Source organism: Variovorax sp. VRV01 (genome assembly GCF_014852545.1).
Taxonomy (GTDB): domain Bacteria; phylum Pseudomonadota; class Gammaproteobacteria; order Burkholderiales; family Burkholderiaceae_C; genus Variovorax; species Variovorax beijingensis_A.
On sequence record NZ_JACVBS010000018.1, the window covers coordinates 47,104 to 67,288 of the forward strand.

Here is a 20,185-nt window from a genome sequence, read left to right on the forward strand (position 1 = left end):
GGAGCAACACATGCAGAAATTCACCGTGCACAAGGGCCTCGTGGCCCCCATGGACCGCGAGAACGTCGACACCGACGCGATCATTCCGAAGCAGTTCCTCAAGTCGATCAAGCGCACCGGCTTCGGCCAGAACCTGTTCGACGAATGGCGCTACCTGGACGCCGGCTTTCCGGGCCAGGACCCGGCCAGCCGCAAGCCGAACCCCGACTTCGTGCTGAACCAGCCGCGCTACGCCGGCGCCTCGATCCTTTTGGCGCGCAAGAACTTCGGCTGCGGCTCGTCGCGCGAGCATGCGCCGTGGGCGCTCGACCAGTACGGCTTCCGCGCGATCATCGCGCCGAGCTATGCCGACATCTTCTTCAACAACAGCTTCAAGAACGGCCTGCTGCCGATCGTGCTGCCCGAGGCGCAGGTGGCGCAGCTGTTCGATGAGACCTTCGCCTTCCCCGGCTACACGCTCACCATCGACCTGGAACGCCAGGTGGTCGTGAAGCCCGATGGCGGCGAGTTCGCGTTCGACGTGCAGGCCTTCCGCAAGTACTGCCTGATCAACGGCCTGGACGACATTGGCCTCACGCTGCGCCACAAGGACAAGATCAAGGCCTTCGAGGCCGAGCGGCTGGCGCAGAAGCCCTGGCTCGCGCACACGATGATCTCGTGATCGACCGCATTTCCTTTTTCAAAAAACCTCAGACCCAATCATGAAAATCGCAGTTCTCCCGGGCGACGGCATCGGCACCGAAATCGTGGCCGAAGCCATCCGCGTGCTCGACGCGCTCGACCTCTCTTTCGAGATGGAAACGGCGCTGGTCGGCGGCGCGGCCTACGAAGCGCACGGCCACCCGCTGCCCGAAGCCACGCTCAAGCTCGCCAAGGAAGCGGACGCGGTGCTGTTCGGCGCGGTCGGCGACTGGAAGTACGACAAGCTCGACCGCCCGCTGCGCCCGGAGCAGGCCATCCTGGGCCTGCGCAAGAACCTCGGCCTGTTCGCGAACTTCCGCCCGGCCATCTGCTACGAGCAGCTGGTGGGTGCCTCGAGCCTCAAGCCCGAGCTGATTTCGGGCCTGGACATCCTCATCATCCGCGAGCTGACCGGCGACATCTACTTCGGCCAGCCGCGCGGCCGCCGCACGGCCGTCGACGGACACTTTCCGGGTGCCGACGAGGCTTTCGACACCATGCGTTATTCGCGCCCCGAGGTCGAGCGCATCGCCCGCGTCGCCTTCGAGGCCGCACGCAAGCGCAGCAAGCGCGTGACCAGCGTCGACAAGGCCAATGTGCTGGAGACCTTCCAGTTCTGGAAGGACATCGTGACCGAGGTGCACAAGGACTATCCGGACATCGAGCTCGACCACATGTACGTCGACAACGCGGCCATGCAGCTCGTGAAGGCACCCAAGAAGTTCGACGTGATCGTCACCGGCAACATGTTCGGCGACATCCTCTCGGACGAGGCCGCCATGCTCACCGGCTCCATCGGCATGCTGCCCTCGGCCTCGCTCAATTCGAGCAACCAGGGCCTGTACGAGCCCAGCCACGGCAGCGCGCCCGACATTGCCGGCAAAGGGGTTGCCAATCCATTGGCTACAATACTGTCCGCTGCCATGATGCTCCGTTTTTCACTCAACCAAGCCGAAGCTGCCGACCGGATCGAGTCGGCGGTCAAGCACGTGCTCGCCTCCGGCCTGCGCACCGGTGACATCTGGTCAGAAGGCACCAAGCGCGTCGGCACCCGCGAAATGGGCGATGCGGTTGTTGCAGCAATCACCAAAAAGACGATTACCGGCTAACCGCAGCCCGCTTCGTCACGCCCCTCCCCGGCTCGACGAGTCGGGGGCAAGAAAAGACAACTTCTTTCTTTTTTCATAAGGGCAAACTGAAATGGCGAACGCATCTCAACCTCTGGTCGGCCTCGTGGGCTGGCGCGGCATGGTCGGCTCGGTTCTGATGGACCGCATGCAGGCCGAAGGCGACTTCGGGCTCATCGAGCCGGTCTTCTTCTCGACTTCCAACGCCGGCGGCAAGGCCCCGGCCATGGCCAGGAACGAGACCGCGCTCAAGGATGCGAACGACATCGAAGCACTGAAGAAGTGCGACATCGTCATCACCTGCCAGGGCGGCGACTACACCAGCGAGGTGTTCCCCAAGCTGCGCGCCGCCGGCTGGAGCGGCCACTGGATTGACGCCGCCTCCACGCTGCGCATGCAGGACGACGCGGTCATCGTGCTCGATCCCGTCAACCTGCCGGTGATCCAGAACGCGCTCGCCAAGGGCGGCAAGAACTGGATCGGCGGCAACTGCACCGTGAGCTGCATGCTGATGGGCGTGGGCGCCCTTTACAAGGCGGGCCTGGTCGAGTGGATGACCAGCATGACCTACCAGGCGGCTTCGGGCGGCGGCGCGCAGCACATGCGCGAGTTGCTGACCCAGTTCGGCACGCTCAACGCCGAGGTGCGCGCGCTGCTCGACGACCCCAAGTCGGCCATCCTCGAGATCGACCGCAAGGTGCTGCACAGGCAGCAGAACCTCAGCGCTTCCGAAACCGCCAACTTCGGCGCACCGCTGGGCGGCTCGCTGATTCCCTGGATCGACAAGGACCTGGGCGACGGCATGTCCAAGGAAGAATGGAAGGCCGGCGCGGAAACCAACAAGATCCTCGGCCAGGGCGCGGGCTTCGGCACCGCCGCCGTGCCGGTCGACGGCTTCTGCGTGCGCATCGGCGCGATGCGCTGCCACAGCCAGGCGCTGACCTTCAAGCTCAAGAAGGACGTGCCCGTGGCCGACATCGAAGCGATGATTGCCGCGGACAACCCCTGGGCCAGCGTCGTGCCGAACACCCGTGAAGCAACGCTGAAGGACCTGACGCCGGTGGCGGTGACGGGCACCATGAACATCCCGGTCGGCCGCATCCGCAAGCTGGCAATGGGCCCCGAGTACGTCGGCGCCTTCACCATCGGCGACCAGTTGCTGTGGGGTGCGGCGGAACCGCTGCGCCGCATGCTGCGCATCCTGCTCGAGGGTTGATGGGGGCGCGCAGGCTCTCCATGGACCCCAAGTGTTGCCATGCGGCAACACTGAATGTGTGCGTAAGTATGCGCGCACTGGGTAGAACAGGCGCACTGCCTTGTCAGTACCCGGTGATGATGCTAACGTCCTCTTACAAATTCTGGGCCTGAGCCGCCCCTATCAGCATGACAAGACATCTGTTGCCCGCGGCCCGCCCATCGGCCGCTCGCCCCTCCCTGCCCTTGAACGGCCTTCGCCTCTCCGTTCTGGGTACGGCCGTCGCCGTGGTCCTGGGTATTGCAAGCACCGGCGCCAGCGCCTTCGCGCTCGGGCAGCTGAAGGTGCAGTCAGCACTGGGCGAACCGCTCCGCGCCGAAATCGACGTGACCGAAATGGCTGCCGCCGAAGCGGAGAGCCTGAAGATCAACGTCGCCAGTGCCGACGCCTTCAAGAACGCGGGCGTCCCCTACAACGATGCGTTGAGAGACGTCAAGGCCACGCTGCAGCGCCGCGCGGGCGGCCAGTACGTCGTCCGGCTCACCGGCAGCCGTCCGCTCAACGATCCCTTCGTCGACCTGCTGCTCGAAGCCAACGGCTCGTCGGGCCGGATGGTGCGCGACTACACCGTGTTGCTCGATCCGCCGGCCACGCGCCAGGCGGCGCCGAGCGCGTCCATCGCGCCCGCCACGCCCCAGGTGAGCACGCCGCCGCCTGTGGAACGTCCGGCTGCCGCGGCAGCACGCGCACGCCGCGAGCGCGCGCCCGTCGCACCGGTTACAGCCCCGGCCGCGCCGGTGCCCGCCACGGCCGCACCGCAGGCGCCCGGCGCCACAGCACCGGCTCGCCCGGCTGGCGGCGGCGAACAGGTCACGGTCCAGCGCGGCGACACCGCCAGCAAGATCGCCGGAGCCCACAAGCCCGCCGACATCTCGCTCGACCAGATGCTGGTGGCGCTCCTGCTTGCCAATCCCGATGCATTCGTTGGCGGCAACGTCAACCGCATGAAAGCCGGCGCCGTGCTCGATCTGCCGAGCGCCGCCGAAGCCGGCGCCATTCTTCCGTCGGAAGCGCGCCGCACCATCACTGCGCAGAGCCGCGACTTCGGCGCCTACCGCCAGCGCCTTGCCGAAAATGCACCCACGTCCAACGTGGCCGCCGCCGACCGCAAGGCTTCGGGCAAGCTGCAGGCCAATGTCGAGGACCGCAACGCCGCGGCGAGCGCCCCTGACAAGCTGACGATCTCGCAGGGCAGCGCAGCAGCCCGCGCCGCCGAGGAAAAGGTCGCGCAGGCCCGCCAGGCGCAGGACAGCAACAACCGCGTTGCCGAGCTGTCGAAGAACATCAACGAACTGGCCAAGCTCAAGGCAGCCACCGGTTCGGCGGCGCCAGCCGCTGGCTCGGCGCCGGCACCCGCCCCGGCAGCCCCCGGCATTCCGGTTCCCACCCCGGGGGTCGCCGCAACCACGGCACCGCCCGCTGCGGCGCCTGCTGCCGCCGCCCCTGCCCCGGTGGCTGCGCCCGTCGCCCCCGCCACGCCCCCCGCTGCTGTTTCGGCACCGGCAGCACCCGCAACGACTCCCGCGCCAGCTGCAGCGGCACCGGCTGCTGCGGCTCCCGCCGCTCCGGCGGCCGAGCCCGTGCCTGCTGCGACTTCCGAAGCTGCGCCGGCCGCTCCCGCAGCGGCGGCAAGCGCCGCGGCCGCCGCCCCTGCACCGGCGCCCAAGCCGGTCGTCAAGGCAGCGCCTCCGCCGCCTCCGGTGGAGCGCGGCTTCTTCGAAGAGCTGATGGACAACCCGCTGATGCTCGGCGGCGCGGCGCTGATCGCCTTGCTGGTCGGCTTCCTGCTGTACCGCGTGCTGGGCCGCCGCCGCGAAGAAATGAGCGAGAGCGTGTTCCTCGAAAGCCGCATTCCGAAGGACTCGTTCTTCGGCGCCAGCGGCGGCGAATCGGTCGACACCAAGCAACGCGGCGATTCCACCGTGTCGTCGCTGTCGTACTCGCCGAGCCAGCTCGATGCGGGCGACGTCGATCCCGTGGCCGAAGCGGACGTGTACCTGGCCTACGGCCGCGACCTGCAGGCCGAGGAAATCCTCCGCGAGGCCCTGCGCGTGAATCCGGACCGCACGGCCATTCACCTCAAGCTGCTCGAAATCCATGCCAAGCGCCGCGACGTCCGCGCCTATGAAGGCCTTGCGACCGAAGTGCACAAGCTGACCAACGGCACCGGTGCCGACTGGAACCGCGTGGTCGAGATGGGCAAGGACCTCGATCCGGGCAATCCGCTGTACGACTCGGGCGCGTCCCGCGGCGTGAGCCCGGCCGAGAGCGCCGCCTTTGCGGGCGCCCTGGCCACGGCAGCGGCCAAGCCCGCGCCAGCCCCGGCGGCAGCGCCGGCGCCCGCGCCCGTCGCGGCCACGCCAGCCTTCGTGCCCTCGGTCGCGCCGCTGGACTTCGATCTGGACCTGAGCCAGCCGCCGGCACCCGCCCCGGCCCCGGTGAGTGCCAGCCTGCCGAAGACGGCCTATGCGCCGCCGGCCGCCAGCAGCGCCCCACTGTCCAACGGCCATGCCCATGCGCCCACGGCACCGGTCGACCTGGAAAACGACTTCGACACCGCCCCCGGCGCGCTGTCGCCGATCACCCGCCCCGGCGCGCTCGGCGAAGCCGATGCCAACACCCGCCCGGCCGGGCTGCGCGGCAGCCTGCCCGCGGACTCGGGCTTCATCGAATTCGACATGAGCGCGCTGGCCGGCCTGCCCTCCCGCCCGGTGGCCGGCACCGCCGAAGCCGCAGGAAGGCCCGCTGCCGAAGCCGCGCAGGACGACGATGGCGACGAGAGCCCCCATGCCGTCAAGCTGTCGCTGGCGCGCGAACTGCAGGCCATTGGCGACGTTGAAGGCGCCCGCTCGCTGGTCGAGGAAGTCGAAGCCGAAAGCGCCGGCGACCTCAAGTCGCAGGCGAGGCAATTGCTCGCCGAACTGCGCTGACGAGCGGCTTTTTCCGCTGTTGCTCCTGAATTCGTGAGGCTGGCGCTAGGCATCCGCTACAACGGCCAGGCGTACGAGGGCTGGCAGAGCCAGCGCTCGGGCCGCACGGTGCAGGACAAGCTCGAAGCGGCGCTCGCCAAGTTCGCGGCGCAGCCCATCGGCACGCTGTGCGCGGGCCGCACCGACGCCGGCGTGCATGCGCTGATGCAGGTGGTGCACTTCGACACCGCCGTCGAACGCGAGCCGTTCTCCTGGGTGCGCGGCACCAACCGCTTCCTGCCCGACGACATCGCCGTGCAGTGGGCCCAGCCGGTGCCGGGCGAATTCCATTGCCGCGCCAGCGCACTCGCGCGGCGCTACCTCTACGTGCTGTCGCAGTCGCCCGTTCGGCCCAGCCTCGATTCGGGCCGGGTCGGCTGGTCGATGCATCCGCTCGACGGCGATGCGATGCGCGCCGCCGCCGCCCTCTTGGTGGGCCGGCACGACTTCAGCTCGTTCCGCGCCTCGGCCTGCCAGGCGCGCTCGCCGGTCAAGGACCTGCGGCGCATCGAAATCACGCGCCACGGCAGCGGCGACCGCTGCCGCTGGCATTTCGAGTTCGAGGCCGATGCCTTCCTGCACCACATGATCCGCAACCTGATGGGCTGCCTCGTGCGCATCGGCCGCGGCGACGAACGGCCCGAATGGATCACCGAGGTGCTCGAGGCGCGCAGCCGCAAGGTGGCGGCGCCGACCTTCTCGGCCAACGGGTTGTATTTTCTCGGGCCGTTGTACGACGCCAAGTGGGGTCTGCCGGCCGAGGCCACGCTGCAGGCCGGCGGCGCTCCTTATGATGGGCCGCCATGACTGCCGCTCCCCGCACCCGCATCAAGATCTGCGGCCTCACGCGCGAGGCCGACGTGGATGCCGCCATCGAGGCCGGCGCCGATGCCATCGGCTTCGTGCTCTATGCGAAAAGCCCCCGCGCCGTGACGGCCGAGCGCGCCGCCGAACTCGCCTCCCGCCTGCCGCCCTTCATCACGCCGGTGCTGCTGTTCGTGAACGAGGATGCTTCCAAAGTCATAGCAGCCCTCTCTCGCGTGAAGGGCGCGATCGCGCAGTTCCACGGCGAAGAAACGCCCGAACAGTGCGAGCAGGCCACCGGCCCGGGGCGCTTTCGCTACATGCGCGCGGCCCGTATTCCGCTGGGCGCCGCCGGAGCGGGCTTCGACCTCGTAAAATACGCATCCGATTACTCCCACGCCCAGGCCATCCTGCTCGACGCCCATGTCGAAGGTTATGGCGGTGGCGGCAAGGCATTCGATTGGTCACTTCTTCCACCCGCCGTCGACGCTCACCTCGTCTTGAGTGGTGGGCTCACACCTGCAAACGTGAGCGATGGCATTCGCATCCTGCGGACGCGCTGCAAGACGCTGTCCGTTGATGTGAGCTCGGGCGTCGAAATCGACGGTCCCGGGAACAAGGGCCTGAAGGACGCCGGCAAGATCCGGCAATTCGTCGCAGCCGTCAGAGCCGCCGACGCCTCCTTCTCCAGTTAGCCGCCGCACCCGATCGTGATTTCGGGCTGCGGCCCACCGATCGAGAACCATGCAAAGCAACTACCAGCAACCCGACGCCACCGGCCACTTCGGCAACTACGGCGGCACCTTCGCGAGCGAAACGCTCACCCACGCGATCAACGAGCTGCGCGACGCCTACGCGAAGTACAAGAACGACCCGGCCTTCCTCGCCGAATTCCACTACGAGCTGAAGCACTTCGTCGGCCGGCCCTCGCCGGTCTACCACGCCGCACGCACCAGCCGCGAGATGGGCGGCGCGCAGATCTACCTGAAGCGCGAAGACTTGAACCACACCGGCGCGCACAAGATCAACAACGTGATCGGCCAGGCGATGCTCGCGCGCCGCATGGGTAAGCCCCGCGTGATCGCCGAAACCGGCGCCGGCCAGCACGGCGTGGCCACCGCCACCATCTGCGCGCGCTACGGCCTTGAATGCGTGGTCTACATGGGCAGCCAGGACGTCAAGCGCCAGAGCCCCAACGTCTACCGCATGAACCTGCTGGGCGCCACCGTGGTGCCGGTGGAATCAGGCAGCAAGACGCTGAAGGACGCGCTCAACGAGGCCATGCGCGACTGGGTCACGAACGTGGAGAACACCTTCTACATCATCGGCACCGTGGCCGGCCCGCACCCCTACCCGACCATGGTGCGCGACTTCCAGAGCGTGATCGGCACCGAGTGCATCGACCAGATGCCCGCCATGCTCGCGGCCCAGGGCATCACCGGCGAAGCCGAGGGCCGGCAGCCCGACGTGGTGGTGGCCTGCGTGGGCGGCGGCAGCAACGCGATGGGCATCTTCCATCCCTACATTCCGTTCGAAGGCACGCGCCTGATCGGCGTGGAGGCCGCGGGCGAAGGGCTCGACAGCGGCAAGCACTCGGCTTCCATCCTGCGCGGCAGCCCGGGCGTGCTGCACGGCAACCGCACCTACCTGCTGCAGAACGAGGACGGCCAGGTGACCGAAACCCACAGCATCAGCGCCGGCCTCGACTACCCCGGCGTCGGCCCCGAGCACGCCTACCTGGCCGACATCGGCCGCGCCGAATACGTCGGCATCACCGACACCGAGGCGCTCGAAGCCTTTCACTACCTGTGCCGCACCGAAGGCATCATTCCGGCCCTCGAATCGAGCCACGCCGTGGCCTACGCCATGAAACTCGCCAAGACCATGCGGCCGGACCAGTCGATCCTCGTGAACCTTTCGGGCCGCGGCGACAAGGACATCGGCACCGTCGCCGACCTGTCGGGCGTCGATTTCTACGACCGACCCTCGATGCGCGGCCTGAGCGTGAAGGGAGGCAAGTGATGAGCACCGCAGGACCGCTCCAAGGTGCGAACGCCCCCTCGGGGGGCAGCGCAGCACACGAAGTGGCAAGCGTGGGGGCCCGTACCGGCCGCATTGCCGCTACCTTCAAGACACTCCAGTCGCAAGGCCGCAGGGCCCTGATTCCCTACGTCACGGCCGGCTTCCCCTTTGCCGACATCACGCCCGAGCTGATGCACGGCATGGTCGAGGCGGGCGCCGACGTGATCGAGCTCGGCGTGCCGTTTTCCGACCCGATGGCCGACGGCCCGGTGATCCAGAAGGCCGGCGAGGCCGCGCTGGCGCTAGGCGTCGGCATGAAGCAGGTGCTCGCCATGGTGGCCGCCTTCCGCCAGAAGGACGCGACCACGCCCGTGGTGCTGATGGGCTATGCGAACCCGGTCGAGCGCTATGACCTCGTGCACGGCAAGAAGGCCTTCATCCGCGATGCATCGGCCGCCGGCGTCGACGGCCTCCTGGTGGTCGACTACCCGCCCGAGGAGTGCGAGGACTTCGCGGCCGACCTGAAGGCCGCAGGCATCGACCTGATCTTCCTGCTCGCCCCCACCAGCACCAGCGAGCGCATGGCGCAGGTCGCGCGCATCGCGAGCGGCTATGTCTACTACGTGTCGCTCAAGGGCGTGACGGGCGCCGGCCACCTCGACACCGAAGCGGTCGGCCAGATGATCCCGCGCATCCGCGAGCATGTGAGCATCCCGGTGGGCGTGGGTTTCGGCATCCGCGACGCGCGCACCGCCCAGGCCGTGGGTTCGGCCGCCGACGCCGTCGTGATCGGCACCAGGATCATCCAGCTGATCGACGGGCAGCCGCGCGAGAAGGTGGTGCCCGCGGTGCGCGAATTCCTCGCCGGCATCCGGGAGGCGCTGGACGCGCTGCCGGCGGCTACCCCCAAGAACGCGGCTGGCCGATAATCGCTGCTGCCCTCACCCAGCCCCTCTTCCGCACGCGGGAGAGGGGAGCTAAATCGGAGTCCTATGAGCTGGCTTGAAAAACTGCTACCCGCCAAGATCGCACAAACCGACCCGTCGGAGCGCCGCCAGGTGCCCGAGGGCCTGTGGATCAAGTGCCCCGCCTGCGAGACCGTTCTCTACAAGACCGACCTCGAGCACAACCAGAACGTCTGCCCGAGCTGCAGCCACCACCACCGCATCGGCGCCCGCGCGCGGCTCGACGCCTTCCTCGACGCCGAAGGCCGCTACGAAGTGGGACAGGAAGTGCTGCCGGTCGACGCGCTCAAGTTCAAGGACAGCCGCAAGTACCCCGAACGGCTCAAGGAAGCGCTGGAGAACACCGGCGAGACCGACGCCCTGGTCGTCATGGGCGGCTCGGTCCACAGCATCAGCGTGGTCGTGGCCTGCTTCGAATTCGAGTTCATGGGCGGCAGCATGGGCAGCGTGGTCGGCGAGCGCTTCGTGCGCGGCGTCGAGACGGCCATCGAACAGAAAGTGCCGTTCATCTGCTTCACCGCCACCGGCGGCGCCCGCATGCAGGAAGGCCTGCTCTCGCTCATGCAGATGGCCAAGACCAACGCGGCGCTGACGCGCCTCGCGAAGAAGGGCCTGCCCTACATCAGCGTGCTGACCGACCCGACCATGGGCGGCGTCTCGGCCGGCTTCGCCTTCGTGGGCGACGTGGTCATTGCCGAACCCAAGGCGCTGATTGGCTTTGCCGGCCCGCGCGTGATCGAATCGACCGTGCGCGTAACCTTGCCCGAAGGCTTCCAGCGCGCGGAGTTCCTGCAGACCAAGGGCGCGATCGACTTCATCAGCGACCGCCGCGAGCTGCGCAAGACCATTGCGAGCACGCTCGCGATGCTGCTGCGCCAGCCGGCCGACGCAGTCAGCTGACCAGGAGATCGCTCAGGCGCCCAGCCGGTAAGCCCAGACCAGCAGGTTGCCCAGCACGATCGCAATCACCTGCAGCACCACGATGGCGGCCAGGGGCGACAGGTCCACGCCGCCGATCAGCGGAATGAACCGCCGAAACGGCCGCACCAGCGGTTCGGCCAGCCGGGAAATGAGGTCGAGCAGCATCGGCGACGCGCCCGGTATCCACGACAGCACGGCATAGACCACCAGCAGCGCCGTGAGGCCAGAAACCGCAAGCTGCAGCAGCCCCACCAGCGAAACGAGCGGCAGGGTGGCAATCCGGCCCAGGTTGCCGATCAGGAGCCACAGCAGCAGGAACTTCGCCAGCACGAGCAGCCAGGCCGCAATGGCGCTCGCCAGGTCCCAGCGCTTCACGGGCGGCACGATGCGGCGCAGCGGCAGCACGATCCAGTCGGTGATCGCGAAGATGAAGCGCCCGAGCGGATTGCCGAAGGGCACCCGGTGGTACTGCATGTAAAGGCGCAGCAGGCAGGCGCCGCCGAGCAGGCCGACGATCACGTCGAGAAGGAACGAGGGGATCTGGTAGAGCATGGGGCGCGGTCGTGAGGGGAATGCGATGATAGCCATGCAAGGTTCCTTGATGACCACACAGCCCCTTTTGCATTCACTGCCATTGTTCCCGCTCGGCACGGTCCTGTTTCCGGATGGCGTGCTTCCTCTGCGTATTTTCGAAGTGCGCTACCTCGACATGATCGGCAAATGCCGCAAGGCCGACGCGCCCTTCGGCGTGGTCAGCCTGACGAGCGGCAGCGAAGTGCGCAAGGCCGGCGCCGAGGCGGAGAGCTTCGCGGCCGTCGGCACGCTGGCGGTCATTCGCGAATTCGACTCGCCGCAGAGCGGCCTGCTGCAGATCGAGTGCGTCGGCACGCAGCGCTTCCGGGTCCGCACCGCCGAACTGCAGAAATACGGCTTGTGGGTTGCCGAAGTGGAAGCCATGGCCGAAGACACCGCGCTCGAAATTCCAGGCGACCTCCAGCACACCGCCACGGCGCTACGGCGCCTGGTCGACACCCTCGAAGAACGCCGCCGCGCGCAGGGCGCCGAGGCCCTGCGCCTGCCCGTCGGCGAGCCCTACCGCTTCGACGATTGCGGCTGGGTGGCCAACCGCTGGTGCGAACTGGTGCCCATGCAGCTCGAACTGCGGCAGCGGCTCATGGAACTCGACAGTCCGCTGATGCGGCTCGAACTGGTCAGCGATCTGCTGGCACGTGCGGGCATCACTGAATAGATTGCTACTTCTTTCATAGCGTTTCGCGCAGGATTGGCGGGCACTGGAGGCCGGTTCCGTTTGCACCCGATCGGCTAAAATGCCCGGTTGCGCTCGCTTTTGTTGCGCCCCCACCCGCTCTTCATGTCCGACCACCTGATCCCCTCCATTCCCACGCCCGCCGCGGCTCCCGCCGCCGCGCCCGCCGTCGACGACAACCAGCTCATCGCGGAGCGCCGCGAAAAGCTCAAGCTGATGCGCGCCGCCCAGGCCGAGGGCAAGGGGGTCGCGTTCCCGAACGACTTCAAGCCGGGCCACCGCGCCGCCGCGCTGATCGAGGCGCATGGCGCCGCCGATGCCGAAGCCCTCGAGGCGCAGGCCATCGCCGTGAGCGTGGCCGGCCGCATGATGCTCAAGCGCGTGATGGGCAAGGCCAGCTTCGCCACGGTGCAGGACGCGACCAGCCGCATCCAGCTTTACGTCACGCGCGATGCCATCGGCGAAGAGGCCTACGCCGAGTTCAAGCGCTGGGACCTGGGCGACATCGTGGGCGCCGAGGGCACGCTGATGAAGACCAAGACCGGCGAGCTGTCGGTCAAGGTCACCAGGCTGCGCCTGCTCACCAAGAGCCTGCGCCCGCTGCCCGACAAGTTCCACGGCATGGCCGACCAGGAGCAGAAGTACCGCCAGCGCTACGTCGACCTGATCACCGACGAAACCGCCCGCGTGCGCTTCACCGCGCGCAGCAAGGCCGTGAGCGCGCTGCGCGAGTTCATGGTGGCCCACGGCTTCCTCGAAGTCGAGACGCCGATGCTGCATCCCATTCCGGGCGGTGCCAATGCCAAGCCCTTCAAGACGCATCACAACGCGCTCGACCAGGAGATGTTCCTGCGCATCGCGCCCGAGCTGTATCTCAAGCGCCTGATCGTCGGCGGCTTCGAGCGCGTGTTCGAGATCAACCGGAGCTACCGCAACGAGGGCATCTCGGTGCGGCACAACCCCGAGTTCACAATGATGGAGTTCTACGCGGCCTACTGGAACTACCGCGACCTGATGGACTTCACCGAGACGCTGATCCGCACCATCGCCGACAGGGCCGTGGGCACGCAGCAGCTCACCTACCAGGGCAAGCCGGTCGACCTGACGCAGCCCTTCGAGCGCCTGACGATCCGCGAAGCCATCCTCAAGTACACGGACGCCAGCACCGGCGTCGACGACAGCGCCTGGCTCGTCAACGCGCTGCGCAAGCTCGGCCTGAACGAAGAGAAGGACAAGCTCTCGCAGCGCAGCCTCGCCAGCCTGCAGGTGATGTACTTCGAAGAGACGGTGGAAGAGAAGCTCTGGCAGCCGACCTTCATCATGGAGCACCCGACCGAGATCTCGCCGCTGGCGCGCGCCAACGACGAGCGCCCCGAGGTCACCGAGCGCTTCGAGCTCTACATCACGGGCCGCGAGTTCGGCAACGGCTTCAGCGAACTCAACGACGCCGAGGACCAGGCCGCGCGCTTCAACGCGCAGGTGGCCGCCAAGGACAGTGGCGACGACGAAGCCATGTTCTACGACCACGACTTCGTGCGTGCGCTCGAGTACGGCATGCCGCCCACCGGTGGCTGCGGCATCGGCATCGACCGGCTGATGATGCTGCTGACCGATTCGCCGAGCATCCGCGACGTGATCCTGTTCCCGGCGCTGCGCAGGGAATCTTGAGCGTGAAGTCACCGTCGTCGCTGCCGACGATCGGCATCGACTTCGGCACCTCCAATTCCGCCGTGGCCTGCCAGGTCGACGGCGCGGCCCGGCTGCTGCCCATCGAAGGCGCGGCCACCACGCTGCCGACCGCGATCTTCTTCAACGCCGAAGACCGCACGACGCATTTCGGCCGCGAGGCGGTGGCGCTCTACCTTGCGGGCGTCGAAGGCCGCCTGATGCGCTCGCTGAAGAGCCTGCTCGGCAGCGCGCTGATGCAGGAGAAAACGGCCATCTATGACGGCCTCGTGAGCTTCGAGGACATCATCGCGCGCTTCCTGCGCGAGCTCGCGGTGCGCGCGGGCCGCGAATTGGGCCGGGTGCCCGAGCGCGTGGTGATTGGCCGGCCCGTGCACTTTGTCGATGACGATTCCAAACGCGACGAGCGCGCCGAAGAAAGCCTGCGCCACGCGGCCCGCGCGGCCGGCTTCCGCGACATCGCCTTTCAGCTCGAGCCGATTGCCGCGGCCTTCGACTACGAACAGCGCATCGCGAAGGAGTCGCTGGTCCTGATCGTCGACGTTGGCGGCGGCACCTCCGACTTCACCGTCGTGCGCGTCGGACCCGACCGCGCCGCGCGCGAGGACCGCAGCAGCGACGTGCTGGCCACCAGCGGCGTGCACATCGGCGGCACCGACTTCGACCAGCGACTCAACCTCGACCGCGTCATGCCGGAATTCGGCTTTCGCCATACAGGCGCGCAGGGGCGCGAAGTGCCGAGCAAGGTGTTCTTCGAGCTATCGTCCTGGCACCTGATCAACTGGCTCTATGCCGCCAAGGCGGTGCGGCAGGCGAAGGACCTGCGCACCAGCTACAGCGACACGCGGCTGCACGACCGGCTGATGACGGTGCTCGAAGAGCGGCACGGCCACCGCATCGCGAGCGAGGTCGAGCAGGCGAAGATCGATGCCTCGGTGAACGATGCGGCCACCGCCATCGACCTCTCGTGCGCCGAAACGGGCCTGGCCGCCTCGCTCTCGCCCGCCGACATGGCGCAGCAGCTTTCTCCGCTGCTCGAGAACGTGATTGCCTGCGCGCACGCCTGCGTCAAGCGCGCCGGGCTGCGCAGCGGCGACCTCGACGCGATTTACCTGACGGGCGGCTCCTCGGCGCTGCGGCCGTTCCAGCAGGCCTTGCGCAGGAGCTTCGCGGGCGTGACCCTCGTCGAAGGCGACCTGTTCGGCGGCGTGGCAACCGGGCTCGCCTGCGCGGGACCGGTGGCATGAAATACCTCGCGGGCTACCCACCCACGCTGCTGGCGCAGGTGCAGCAGCTGGTCGCCACCGAAGGGCTCGCTCCCCTGCTGCGCAAGCGCTATCCCGGCCCCCTGCACGAGGTGCAGACGGATCGAGCACTCTACGACTACGTGAGCGCACTCAAGAGCGATTTCATGCGCAAGGCCCCGCCCCTTTCCAAGGTGGCGTTCGACAGCAAGCTGCATGTGATCCGCAATGCGCTCGGCACCCACACCACCGTTTCGCGCGTGCAGGGCAGCAAGCTCAGGACCAAGCGCGAGATCCGGGTGGCGAGCCTGTTCAGGGAAGTGCCGCTGGAATGGCTGCGCATGATCGTGGTCCACGAGCTCGCGCACATGAAGGAGCGGGACCACGACAAGAGCTTCTATGCGCTCTGCGAGCACATGGAGCCGGACTACCACCGGCTCGAATTCGATGTCCGGCTGTACCTGACGCACCTGGATGCGGGCGGCGAGCGCCTGTGGGCGAATTCGCTGCCGGCCCCGGCTACGCCTTAACCCTCCCTCAGGCGCCGTGCGGCGCTGCGAGCCCGGCCTGCGCGAGCACCTGCCTCGCGTGCCGATACCCCGCCGAATCGACCAGCGCGTTCCAGTCGGGCGGCGGCGTTTCCGGCAACAGCGCCCGCCGGCGTGCTTCGCTCTTCGCATCGGGCAGCCAGAGCCCCGCCCTGGCCGCCGCGGCAAAGCCATCGAGCAGTTCGTCGAGCGGCCGGCCATCGCCGATGCTCTGGTTGCACAGCATCGCCAGGTCGCAGCCCGCATCGAGCGCCGCCAGCGCGGCGTCGGCATAGCTCAGCAACTCGCCATCGATGTAGCGCCCCGCTTCCATGCTCAGGTCATCGCTGAAGATGGCGCCATCGAAGGCCAGCCGGCTGCGCAGGACGTCCTTGAGCCACCTGGACGAAAAGCCCGCGGGCCGCTTGTCGACCTTCGGATAGATCACGTGCGCCGGCATCACCGCCGTGAGCGTGCCTGCGAGCCAGTCGTAAGGCCGCGCATCGTCGGCCAGGATGACCTTGAGGCCGCGCCGGTCGACCGGGATTTCCACGTGCGAATCGGCGGTGACGAAGCCATGCCCCGGAAAGTGCTTGCCGCAATTGCGCATACCCATCTGCAGCATGCCGTGCATCGCGCTCTTGGCCAGCAGCGCCACCACGCGCGGATCGCGGTGGAAGCTGCGGTCGCCGATCACGCTGCTGCCGCCGTAGTCCAGGTCGAGCACCGGCGCAAAGCTGAAGTCGACACCGCAGGCGCGCAGTTCAGCGGCAAGCACCTGGCCGGCGGCCGTTGCGGCCTGCGTGGCACGCATGGCATCGCGCATCCACAGCTCGCCCAGCGAGCGCATCGAGGGCAGGCGCGTGAAGCCGTCGGTGCGAAAGCGCTGCACGCGCCCGCCTTCGTGGTCCACGCAGATCAGCAGGTCGGGGCGGATCGCCTTGATCTCGGCATTGAGCGCGCTCATCTGTGCACGGTCCTGCCAGTTGCGGGCGAAATGGATCACGCCGCCGACCAGCGGGTTGGCGATGCGCCGGCGGTCGGCCTCGTTCAGCCCGGTGGCCGCCACGTCGATGATCAGCGGCGCATGGGAACGGGTGGGCCCGGCGGTCATGGCTTCTCCACTACCACGAAGCTCGCGGCATATTCGGTTTCGTCGGTCACGGTGACGTGGGCCGTGAGACCCCTGGCCTCGAACCACTCCTTGAGTTCGCCATGCAGCACGATGACCGGTTTGCCGCTGCGCAGGTTGGCGATCTCGCACAGGCGCCAGCTCATCGGCATGCGCATGCCCAGGCCGATGGCCTTGCTGAAGGCCTCCTTGGCGGAAAAACGCGTGGCGAGGTAGCTCAGGCCGCGCTTGGGCCAACGCTCGCTGCGGGCCTTCCAGACCGCGAATTCGGCGTCGCTGAGCACCCGGTGGGCGAAGCGCTCGCCCTGGCGCTCGAACGTTGCGGCGATGCGCCGCAGGTCGCAGATGTCGGTACCAATGCCGTAGATCATGCCGCTTCAGCGTTCACTGCGCTTCTTCGATGCAGCGCAGGTATTCCTTGGTGGTGGCGGCGTAGCCGAGTTCGAGCGCATCGGCGATGAAGGCATGCCCGATGGAAACTTCCTGGACGCCGCGCACCGCGCGCAGGAACGGCGTGAGGTTGTCGCGGCTCAGGTCATGGCCCGCATTGAGGCCGAGGCCCGCCGCCTGCGCCGCGCGTGCCGCTTCGACATAGCGCGCCAGCACGGCCTGCTCGTTTGGCGTGCCGCGCGATGCGGCATAGCCTTCGGTATAGAGCTCGACGCGGTCGGCGCCCACCGCCTTGGCTGCGGCCATCATTTCGGGAATGGGGTCCATGAACAGGCTCACGCGCACGCCCAGGGCCTGGGCTTCGGCAATCAGCGGGCGCAGCTGGTCGGCGTCTTCGGGGAAGCTCCAGCCATGGTCGCTGGTCGACTGGGTTTCGCTGTCGGGCACGAAGGTGGCCTGGTGCGGCTTCAACGCGCGCACGAAGTCCATCAGGTTGTGGAAGGGGTTGCCTTCGATGTTGAACTCGATCGCGGGCCAGTCCCTGGCCAGCAGCGCGGCCAGGTCGCTCACGTCATGCGGCCGGATGTGGCGCTCGTCGGGCCGCGGGTGCACGGTGATGCCCTGCGCTCCGGCGGCAAGGCAGGCCTTGGCGGCGGTGAGCACGCTCGGAATGCCGAGAGCGCGCGTATTGCGCACCAGGGCCACCTTGTTGAGGTTGACCGACAGCGAGGTGGTAGCGGATTGGCCGGAAGTGCTCATAGGGCTTGCAAATCTCTCATCATCTGCCGCGTGCGCAGCGTGGACACACCGCAATGGTAGTTGAGCAGGGCGCGCAGCTGGTTCCTGAGGGCGCTGTTGCTGCCGGCATTCATGGTGGCGATCTCGCGCAGCGTGGCCGTGAAGGGCGCGCGATCGTCGAGCACGCCCTGCAGCGACTGCCAGTCGGCACCGGCCAGCGCCGCCTCGTCCTCGCCCGCCAGCCGCAGGCCGGCTTCCGGCACCAGGGTGTAGCGGGCGTCGGCCACGAGCGGTTCGAGCGTGAGGGTCTGCGCGTCGAGCGACGGCAGCAGGCCCACTTCGCGCAGCAGCAGCAGTTCGAAGGCGCGCAGCGCGGCGGCCTGGGTGGCGGCTTGCGCGCCGGCGTGGTCGCCCGCCAGCACCTGGACCACGCCCGCATAGGCATCGAACAGCGCCTCATGAGCGTCGTCCCGCGCCAGCAGGCGCAGCAGCAGTTCGTTGACGTAGTAGCCCGAGAGCAGCGCCTCCCCGGTCGGCATGACATGGCCGCCCATCCACTCGGCGCCCTTGAGCGTGCGGATCTCGGCGTCGCCGCCGTAGTTGAGCTGCAGCGGCTGCAGCGGCAGCAGCACCGGCCTGAAATTGGAGCTCGGCCGCTTCGCCCCCTTGGCCACCAGCGCAATGCGCCCGTGGTGGCGGGTGAAGACCTCGAGGATCAGGCTCGACTCGCTCCAGTCGTAGCGATGGAGCACGTACGCCGGTTCGTGCGAAACGCGGTGGGCAGTTGCCACTTCATTCGTAGCCGAACGAGCGCACGCGGGCTTCGTCGTCGGCCCAGCCGGACCGCACCTTGACCCACAGTTCGAGGAAAACCTTGGCGTCGGCCAGCTTCTCGAGCTCGACCCGGGTTTCCATGCCGATGCGCTTGATGCGCTCGCCCTTGTCGCCGATCACCATGGCCTTGTGGCCGTCGCGCTCCACCACGATGGTGGCCGCGATGCGCAGCAGGCGCTTCTGGCCCTTTTTCTGCGGCGGCTCTTCCTCGAACTTGTCGATGATCACGGTCGAGGTGTAGGGCAGCTCGTCGCCGGTCAGGCGGAACAGCTTCTCGCGCACCAGCTCGCCCGCGAGGAACTTCTCGCTGCGATCGGTGAGCTCGTCCTCGGCGTAGAACCAGGGCTGTTCGGGCAGGTACTTCTCGCAGATGCCGAACAGGCGCTCGACGTCCTTCGGGTTCTTGGCCGACATGGGCACGAACTCGGCGAAGGAGTGCTTTGCCTGCATGCTCTGCAGCCAAGGCGCGATGTCGCCGCGGCGGTGAACGTTGTCGAGCTTGTTGGCCAGCAGCACGGTCGGAATGCCCTTGCCGAGCAGCTTGAGCACCCGCTCGTCGGCCGGCGTGAAACTGCCGGCCTCGACCACGAAAAGAATCAGGTCCACGTCGCCGACCGCACCCTGCACGGTCTTGTTGAGCGATTTGTTCAGCGCGTTCGCATGCAGGGTCTGGAAACCCGGCGTATCGACGAACACGAACTGCGTGGCGCCCAGCGTGCGCATGCCCGTGATGCGGTGCCGCGTGGTCTGCGCCTTGCGCGAGGTGATGCTGATCTTCTGGCCCACCAGCGCATTGAGCAGCGTCGACTTGCCCACGTTGGGCTTGCCGACGATGGCGATCAGGCCGCAATGCTGAGGGCCGCTTGCGCCCGTATCGCCCGCCGGGCCCTGGGAGTCTGCTGCTGAATTGATAGCGTCGTTCATTCTGGTTTCACGCGGCCCCGCGTGCCTTGAGCCGGATCAACATGGCCGCCGCGGCAGCCTGCTCGCCGGCACGTCGCGAACCACCGATGCCGCGTTCGCGCAGGCCCAGCTCCGGCACCTCGCACTCGACATCGAAGGTCTGCTTGTGCGCTGCGCCGAGCGTGGCCGCCACGCGGTACACCGGCAGCTTCATTTTGTGACCCTGCAGCCATTCCTGCAATTCGGTCTTCGGATCCTTGGCCACCGCGTCCATGCGCGGATTGATCTCGACCGACTCGTAGAGCCGCCGCACCAGCGCCTCGGCGGCCGAAAAGCCGGCATCGAGGTAGACCGAGCCGATCAGCGCTTCGAGCGCGTCGGCCAGGATCGAGGGCCGGTTGGGCCCGCCGGAGCGCGCCTCGCCCTCGCCGAGCCGCAGCAGCGGCGACAGCTGCAGTTCCAGCGCCAGGCGGTGCAGGGTGTCCTGCTTGACCAGGTTGGCCCGCACGCGCGACAGGTCGCCTTCGGGCAGGGCCGAGAGGCGAGTGTAGAGCAGGTGCGAGACCGCGAGGTTGAGCACCGAGTCGCCGAGGAACTCCAGGCGCTCGTTGTGGTCGGCCGAAAAACTGCGGTGCGTGAGCGCGAGCTGGAGCAGCCGCGCGTCGGAGAACGAATGCTTGAGGCGCTCCTGCAGCGCCGTGAGGCCGCCGTCCACCTTGC

General features: G+C 67.8%; 20 protein-coding genes. 13 read left to right on the forward strand and 7 right to left on the reverse strand.

The window, feature by feature from the left end; translation table 11 throughout:
- The first annotated feature begins 10 nt into the window (after positions 1-10).
- The 9 genes from leuD (at position 11) to accD (ending at position 10,723) form a co-directional block, all read left to right on the forward strand.
- A complete protein-coding gene (gene leuD, locus IB278_RS26315) occupies positions 11-661 on the forward strand; it encodes a 3-isopropylmalate dehydratase small subunit (protein WP_192326645.1) in 651 nt (216 codons plus the stop codon).
- Between the two features lie 40 nt (positions 662-701).
- Complete coding sequence (gene leuB / locus IB278_RS26320; protein ID WP_145741476.1) at positions 702-1,790, forward strand: 3-isopropylmalate dehydrogenase; 1,089 nt, start codon at positions 702-704, stop codon at positions 1,788-1,790.
- Between the two features lie 91 nt (positions 1,791-1,881).
- Positions 1,882-3,024 (forward strand): aspartate-semialdehyde dehydrogenase, encoded by a 1,143-nt coding sequence (asd, locus tag IB278_RS26325; protein WP_192326647.1) that lies wholly within the window; start codon positions 1,882-1,884, stop codon positions 3,022-3,024.
- 224 nt (positions 3,025-3,248) lie between these two features.
- Positions 3,249-5,993 (forward strand): FimV/HubP family polar landmark protein, encoded by a 2,745-nt coding sequence (locus tag IB278_RS26330; RefSeq protein WP_412556337.1) that lies wholly within the window; start codon positions 3,249-3,251, stop codon positions 5,991-5,993.
- A 33-nt stretch (positions 5,994-6,026) separates the two neighbouring features.
- On the forward strand, positions 6,027-6,839 hold the full coding sequence (gene truA, locus IB278_RS26335; protein ID WP_145741470.1) for a tRNA pseudouridine(38-40) synthase TruA: 813 nt from the start codon (positions 6,027-6,029) through the stop codon (positions 6,837-6,839).
- The gene (locus tag IB278_RS26340) at positions 6,836-7,531 is read left to right on the forward strand and encodes a phosphoribosylanthranilate isomerase (RefSeq protein WP_145741468.1); all 696 of its coding nucleotides are present in this window, start codon (positions 6,836-6,838) and stop codon (positions 7,529-7,531) included. Before truA ends, IB278_RS26340 begins: the two co-directional genes overlap by 4 nt.
- Positions 7,532-7,580: 49 nt before the next feature.
- On the forward strand, positions 7,581-8,858 hold the full coding sequence (trpB, locus tag IB278_RS26345; protein WP_145741466.1) for a tryptophan synthase subunit beta: 1,278 nt from the start codon (positions 7,581-7,583) through the stop codon (positions 8,856-8,858).
- Positions 8,859-8,929: 71 nt separating this feature from the next.
- Entirely contained in the window at positions 8,930-9,787 is an 858-nt protein-coding gene (gene trpA, locus IB278_RS26350; protein WP_192326693.1) for a tryptophan synthase subunit alpha, read from the forward strand.
- A gap of 63 nt (positions 9,788-9,850) precedes the next feature.
- Positions 9,851-10,723, forward strand: coding sequence for an acetyl-CoA carboxylase, carboxyltransferase subunit beta (accD, locus tag IB278_RS26355; protein WP_012746558.1), 873 nt, complete (start codon positions 9,851-9,853; stop codon positions 10,721-10,723).
- 12 nt (positions 10,724-10,735) lie between these two features.
- Here accD and IB278_RS26360 read toward each other — a convergent pair whose 3' ends face one another.
- Positions 10,736-11,296 (reverse strand): YggT family protein, encoded by a 561-nt coding sequence (locus IB278_RS26360; RefSeq protein WP_192326695.1) that lies wholly within the window; start codon positions 11,294-11,296, stop codon positions 10,736-10,738.
- A gap of 49 nt (positions 11,297-11,345) precedes the next feature.
- On the opposite strand from IB278_RS26360, the gene IB278_RS26365 reads away from it, so the two are divergent.
- From IB278_RS26365 to IB278_RS26380, 4 genes are all read left to right on the forward strand, one after another.
- On the forward strand, positions 11,346-11,993 hold the full coding sequence (locus IB278_RS26365) for an LON peptidase substrate-binding domain-containing protein (protein ID WP_225613188.1): 648 nt from the start codon (positions 11,346-11,348) through the stop codon (positions 11,991-11,993).
- Between the two features lie 123 nt (positions 11,994-12,116).
- Complete coding sequence (lysS, locus tag IB278_RS26370) at positions 12,117-13,679, forward strand: lysine--tRNA ligase (protein WP_192326653.1); 1,563 nt, start codon at positions 12,117-12,119, stop codon at positions 13,677-13,679.
- The gene (locus IB278_RS26375) at positions 13,676-14,944 is read left to right on the forward strand and encodes an Hsp70 family protein (protein ID WP_145741462.1); all 1,269 of its coding nucleotides are present in this window, start codon (positions 13,676-13,678) and stop codon (positions 14,942-14,944) included. The genes lysS and IB278_RS26375 overlap by 4 nt, the downstream gene beginning before the upstream one ends.
- Positions 14,941-15,471 carry a M48 family metallopeptidase gene (locus IB278_RS26380; RefSeq protein WP_145741460.1) on the forward strand — a complete coding sequence of 177 codons (531 nt, stop codon included), beginning with the start codon at positions 14,941-14,943 and terminating at the stop codon, positions 15,469-15,471. Before IB278_RS26375 ends, IB278_RS26380 begins: the two co-directional genes overlap by 4 nt.
- A gap of 7 nt (positions 15,472-15,478) precedes the next feature.
- Here the strand turns inward: IB278_RS26380 and nagZ are convergent, their stop codons facing one another.
- Genes nagZ through rnc form a run of 6 tightly spaced genes read right to left on the reverse strand, consistent with a single transcriptional unit; the run spans position 15,479 to position 20,180 of the window.
- Positions 15,479-16,582 (reverse strand): beta-N-acetylhexosaminidase, encoded by a 1,104-nt coding sequence (gene nagZ / locus IB278_RS26385; RefSeq protein ID WP_192326655.1) that lies wholly within the window; start codon positions 16,580-16,582, stop codon positions 15,479-15,481.
- Positions 16,579-16,971 carry a holo-ACP synthase gene (gene acpS / locus IB278_RS26390; RefSeq protein ID WP_145741456.1) on the reverse strand — a complete coding sequence of 131 codons (393 nt, stop codon included), beginning with the start codon at positions 16,969-16,971 and terminating at the stop codon, positions 16,579-16,581. The genes nagZ and acpS overlap by 4 nt, the downstream gene beginning before the upstream one ends.
- Positions 16,972-16,984: 13 nt before the next feature.
- The gene (locus IB278_RS26395) at positions 16,985-17,749 is read right to left on the reverse strand and encodes a pyridoxine 5'-phosphate synthase (protein WP_145741454.1); all 765 of its coding nucleotides are present in this window, start codon (positions 17,747-17,749) and stop codon (positions 16,985-16,987) included.
- Positions 17,746-18,519 carry a DNA repair protein RecO gene (gene recO / locus IB278_RS26400; RefSeq protein ID WP_145741453.1) on the reverse strand — a complete coding sequence of 258 codons (774 nt, stop codon included), beginning with the start codon at positions 18,517-18,519 and terminating at the stop codon, positions 17,746-17,748. The genes IB278_RS26395 and recO overlap by 4 nt, the downstream gene beginning before the upstream one ends.
- 1 nt (position 18,520) lies before the next feature.
- Positions 18,521-19,486 (reverse strand): GTPase Era, encoded by a 966-nt coding sequence (era, locus tag IB278_RS26405; RefSeq protein ID WP_145741451.1) that lies wholly within the window; start codon positions 19,484-19,486, stop codon positions 18,521-18,523.
- Positions 19,487-19,493: 7 nt separating this feature from the next.
- The gene (gene rnc, locus IB278_RS26410; protein ID WP_192326656.1) at positions 19,494-20,180 is read right to left on the reverse strand and encodes a ribonuclease III; all 687 of its coding nucleotides are present in this window, start codon (positions 20,178-20,180) and stop codon (positions 19,494-19,496) included.
- Between the last annotated feature and the right edge of the window lie 5 nt (positions 20,181-20,185).

Bases quoted from the DNA above. Each gene is read 5' to 3' on its own strand.
- leuD (WP_192326645.1), top strand. From the start codon at position 11: ATGCAGAAATTCACCGTGCACAAGGGCCTCGTGGCCCCCATGGACCGC.
- leuB (WP_145741476.1), top strand. From the start codon at position 702: ATGAAAATCGCAGTTCTCCCGGGCGACGGCATCGGCACCGAAATCGTG.
- asd (WP_192326647.1), top strand. From the start codon at position 1,882: ATGGCGAACGCATCTCAACCTCTGGTCGGCCTCGTGGGCTGGCGCGGC.
- IB278_RS26340 (WP_145741468.1), top strand. From the start codon at position 6,836: ATGACTGCCGCTCCCCGCACCCGCATCAAGATCTGCGGCCTCACGCGC.
- trpB (WP_145741466.1), top strand. From the start codon at position 7,581: ATGCAAAGCAACTACCAGCAACCCGACGCCACCGGCCACTTCGGCAAC.
- accD (WP_012746558.1), top strand. From the start codon at position 9,851: ATGAGCTGGCTTGAAAAACTGCTACCCGCCAAGATCGCACAAACCGAC.
- IB278_RS26360 (WP_192326695.1), bottom strand. From the start codon at position 11,296: ATGCTCTACCAGATCCCCTCGTTCCTTCTCGACGTGATCGTCGGCCTG.
- IB278_RS26365 (WP_225613188.1), top strand. From the start codon at position 11,346: ATGACCACACAGCCCCTTTTGCATTCACTGCCATTGTTCCCGCTCGGC.
- lysS (WP_192326653.1), top strand. From the start codon at position 12,117: ATGTCCGACCACCTGATCCCCTCCATTCCCACGCCCGCCGCGGCTCCC.
- IB278_RS26380 (WP_145741460.1), top strand. From the start codon at position 14,941: ATGAAATACCTCGCGGGCTACCCACCCACGCTGCTGGCGCAGGTGCAG.
- nagZ (WP_192326655.1), bottom strand. From the start codon at position 16,582: ATGACCGCCGGGCCCACCCGTTCCCATGCGCCGCTGATCATCGACGTG.
- acpS (WP_145741456.1), bottom strand. From the start codon at position 16,971: ATGATCTACGGCATTGGTACCGACATCTGCGACCTGCGGCGCATCGCC.
- IB278_RS26395 (WP_145741454.1), bottom strand. From the start codon at position 17,749: ATGAGCACTTCCGGCCAATCCGCTACCACCTCGCTGTCGGTCAACCTC.
- era (WP_145741451.1), bottom strand. From the start codon at position 19,486: ATGAACGACGCTATCAATTCAGCAGCAGACTCCCAGGGCCCGGCGGGC.